Genomic DNA, 3,806 nt, shown 5'->3' with positions numbered 1-3,806 from the left:
CCCTACCCCCTCTGGACTCCCTACCCTCCCTAACGACCAGGGGAGACCCCTGGACCCAAAAGAAGTGGTCGCTCTGGGCAAAAGCCTAAAAAAACACGACGGCCTTGGCTCGTCAAAACTTTGAACGCTTACAAAAGACGGCCCGGTTTTTTCTTAACGGCTTTTGCCCGCCGCTCCGATTGAGACCACAGGCCCGCCTCAGCGGGCTGGCGGTTCGGTGAGTCTTTTGGTGCTGTAGGGCGCACACTTTGAAACCGCTACGCTCTACCCTTTTATGATCTAAACCCACCCAGCCACCCAATAGCGGAACCCCCAGCCCTGCGGGCCTGTCCTCTTGCGCTTAGCCAATTTTCCCAGCGGGCGGCGGTGCGCCCTTGTGAAAATTGGAGCGCTGCGCCAGCCTCGCCTCCCTGTTTCGTTCACTGAACGCGGTCGGCTCGGCTGCCCCCATGGGGCTCTAAACCAAAAACAACCCCGCCCAGAGATGGACGAGGGTTGTTGTATTTTTAAAGGTTTTCAGGGCGTACCGGTCAATAGAATCAGGTCAAAACGGGCTTTGCATCGTACCCGGGCACAGCCCGGACGTCGAGTGAGCGCGGCAGAGTGTGCCGCCGGCTGGACCTCATAAAGAGCGGCCAGAGTTCATGGTACCCAGTGAAAAGCTTTTTGGTTCCTTTTTCTCGAAAAAGGAACTTAAGGTTCGAGGGCTTTTTTAAGCCGGATGTCGTCGCCAAGGAAACGGTAGGGTACAAAGGCCGAGATGCGGCTGGCGACCTTTTCGGTGTAGAGCTTTTCCAGCAGGGTGCCGTCCACAATGTTGGAGGTCAGGATGGTGGGCCGGCGCCGTCCCAGCCGGTCGTTCAGCAGACTGTACAGGGTGCTGATGACGAAACTGGAATTGAACTCGGTGCCCAGATCGTCCAGAATCAGCAGATCCGCCCCGCCCACCGTGTCCAAAAGGGCATCCTTTTCGCCCGCCGGGTCGGACCCAAAATGCAAAGTCTCCACCCGGCTGAAAAAGTCGGGGCTGGAAATGTAAATCACATCGTACCCCTTGTCCAGGGCCGCCCCCGCCACCGCCAGGGCCGCATGGGTCTTGCCCAGGCCGGCGTTGCCGGTGAGCATCAGGTTTTCGCTGTCCAGGTCGAACTCCTCCGCGTAATCCCGCAGATCCGCCAGCAGTTCCGCCATGTACTGGCGGACGCTGCGCCCCGTTTTCGGGTCGGGGGTGTTGGGATAGTAGTCCAGCTTCATGGTGTCGAAACTGGTCACCGACAGGCTGGACATGGCCTCGATTTCCTCCCGGCGCAGCCGCTGCATCTCCCGCCGCACACAGACACAGGTCTTGCCGTCCGCCACCCCCGTGTCCTGGCAGAGGGAACAGGTATATTTGGGCTCCAGGGCCAGGGGCGAACGGCCGCTGGCCGCCAGCAGGGCGTCCCGCTTCTGCCGTGCCGCCGCCAGGGCCGAGGCCGCCGCCGTCCGGTCGGCCCCCCGTGCCCCCGCCAGGGCGCACCGCACCCCGCAGGCCGTCACTTGGTCTTCCGCCGCCTTCAGGGCCGGAATCGCCGCCCGCGCCTCCGCCCGGGCATCCTCCGCCCGGGCCCGGGCCTTCTGCCGCCGCGCCGACACCGTCCGCATGGCCGCCTGGTATAGCTCGTTTCGTGTGCGCACTGTCTGCGCCTCCTTTTCTCTTGGCTGTGGGGAAGTTATTCTTTCCGCTTATGCCGCCGGGGCCGCTCCAGGGCGTCCTGCAAAAAGTCGTTGCCGCTGGGGGTTTCCCGGTCCACCCGCAGGTTCCGGCTGGCGCCCGCCACGGGGGCCGGACCCCGCACGTCCCGCACCGTCCGCAGGCCCTTGGCATCCCATGTTTTCAGGATGCTGTTCCAATACCACAGGTCCCGCCGCGGTCCCGCCTGGACCGCCGCCTCCTGTACCATGGCGTCGTCGTAGCCGTACACCTCGTACCACCGGGCAATGGCTTTCCGCCCGCCCAGGGTGAGGGCGTCCGGCTCCACCTGCAAGAGGCTGGCCACATACGCCTCCCGCTGCTGGCGCAGGGCCAGCAGTTTCAGGTGTGCGTCCGCCTCCTCGCCGGTCTGGACCCCTTCGGCCCGCCACACTTTCAGCTCGTGGCTCAATGCCCCCATGGTCCGCTTGCCCCGGCCCGCCAGGTACGCCAGACACAGCATCACCGTCTCGGGCTCGTGGCCTTCCTGCAAATACAGGTTCACCAGCTTTTCCATCTCGCTGTGGGTCAGCGCCCGGGCAAAGGTCCGCTGGGCGCAGTCGATGAGGCTGGCTATCATGGGATCGGTGCGGCTGGCCGCCGCAATCTCGTTCCAGCGCAGGGGAGTGGGGGCCGGTTCGCCGCCCGCCGGGGCGGCGTTTTCGTCGTACCGCTCCAGCAATCCCGCACCCGCCCAGTAGGCCAGGGCGCTCTCGGCTGTCATCCGGCTCCGGAGCTTCAAATCCACACACAGCTTGTCCGGGTCGGTGACCCCCGTGGCCAGTACGTACAGCGCCACCCGGACGCTGGCTTCTTCGGCGGCGCCCAGCCGGGCAAACACCAGCTGCGGCACCGCCACCGTATCCCCCTGCTGGGGCTTGAGGCGGTAGATCATCCCTGTTCCTCCTCCTGCTCCTGGGCCGGCGGCGTCCAGGGCTCACAATCCAGAATCGACGGCGCCGTCTGCCAGCGGTCGGGGTCGGCGTCGTAGACGCTGCGTATCCATCCCCGGGCCGCCGTCAGGCCCTCCTCGTCCAGGGCAAAGGTTTCGCTCTGCCGCAAAGCCGGGTCGGTATACTCGATGGTCCAGGGCCCCGGCCAGATCTCCACCGTCAGGATGGCCTGCTCCCCGTCGTCGGTCTTGCGCTTGCCGGGGGTGGCCCGATAGCGCATTTCGGCCTGGTTGGCCGAATATACGTTCTTGTTCTTGAAATACAGCAGCCGCGGCAAATCCAGCATGACGGCCCCGCCTCCTTTCCCTGATGCCTTTTATTATAAGGCATCGGGGCCGAATTGCAAGACCCGCCGCCCGCCGGACCAAAAAACTTTCCCCAAACCCGTTGACAAATCCACGCCCCCCTGCTAAAATAACAGGGTAACCTCGTGCAGGGTTAGCTCATCCGGTAGAGCGACTGCTTCCCAAGCAGTAGGCGGCGGGTTCGAGTCCCGTATCCTGCTCCAGTTTCGGCGGCAAACCATGGTGTTTGCCGTCTTTTTTTGTACCTGGGGCAGGGGAGGGGGCGTCACCCCTTCCGCTTGTGCCGCCGGGGCCGGGCGGCGGCGTCCGCCAGAAAGTCGTTGCCGCTGGGACTGGGCCGGTCTACCCGCTTTCCGCCCCCTCCGCCGCCCCGATGGGCGGCTTGCCAGGCGGCCAGGGTCAGCTGTCCCGACGCCGCGGCCTGGTCCAGAATCCGCCCGATATAGGCCAGGGGACTGCGGGCTCCATGGGCTGCCGCCTGCCGGATGGCCTCCAGGATGAGGCCCTCCTCCAGACCCTTCTCCCGATACCGGGCCAGCATCCGGGCGGCCTGGGCGGCCCCGTCGTATCCGCACTGAGTCCAGAACTGTTCCAGCTGGGTCGTCTCCCTCTCCTCATCCGGGGCGCACGCCCCCGCAGGGATTGTCTCAGAGACAGAGACAGTCTCATGTACAGTCTCAGGGACAGAGACAGGAACATTATCGGCTGGGTCGGCGGTGTTACCACCGCTTTCCCGCCTAAGAACCGTACGTGACAGATTTCCCGTCATACGGCTCAAGCATTTCATCACTTTTTCAAGCGGCACTCAGCGTAGATTTG

Annotated in this window: 4 protein-coding genes and 1 tRNA gene; 1 reads left to right on the top strand and 4 read right to left on the bottom strand. The window is 64.3% G+C overall.

The features are described 5' to 3' along the window. Positions 1-693 precede the first annotated feature (693 nt). Genes B5E67_RS15025 through B5E67_RS15015 form a run of 3 tightly spaced genes read right to left on the bottom strand, consistent with a single transcriptional unit; the run spans position 694 to position 2,968 of the window. Positions 694-1,674: an ATP-binding protein gene (locus tag B5E67_RS15025; RefSeq protein WP_087385892.1), complete on the bottom strand. Its 981-nt coding sequence runs from the start codon at positions 1,672-1,674 to the stop codon at positions 694-696. Positions 1,675-1,709: 35 nt separating this feature from the next. Further along, complete coding sequence (locus tag B5E67_RS15020) at positions 1,710-2,624, bottom strand: DnaD domain protein (RefSeq protein WP_087385891.1); 915 nt, start codon at positions 2,622-2,624, stop codon at positions 1,710-1,712. Continuing rightward, positions 2,621-2,968 (bottom strand): hypothetical protein, encoded by a 348-nt coding sequence (locus tag B5E67_RS15015; RefSeq protein ID WP_087249443.1) that lies wholly within the window; start codon positions 2,966-2,968, stop codon positions 2,621-2,623. Before B5E67_RS15015 ends, B5E67_RS15020 begins: the two co-directional genes overlap by 4 nt. Positions 2,969-3,114: 146 nt before the next feature. On the opposite strand from B5E67_RS15015, the gene B5E67_RS15010 reads away from it, so the two are divergent. Further along, positions 3,115-3,190: transfer RNA gene (locus B5E67_RS15010), tRNA-Gly, on the top strand. Between the two features lie 62 nt (positions 3,191-3,252). Here the strand turns inward: B5E67_RS15010 and B5E67_RS15535 are convergent. Next, positions 3,253-3,756 (bottom strand): hypothetical protein, encoded by a 504-nt coding sequence (locus B5E67_RS15535; protein WP_143405445.1) that lies wholly within the window; start codon positions 3,754-3,756, stop codon positions 3,253-3,255. Positions 3,757-3,806 lie beyond the last annotated feature (50 nt).

Origin of the sequence: Faecalibacterium sp. An122 (genome assembly GCF_002160895.1) — a bacterium.
Classification (GTDB): Bacteria; Bacillota; Clostridia; order Oscillospirales; family Ruminococcaceae; genus Faecalibacterium.
The sequence above is the reverse complement of the archived record's forward strand: the minus strand, read 5'-3'. Positions and strand labels throughout refer to the sequence as shown.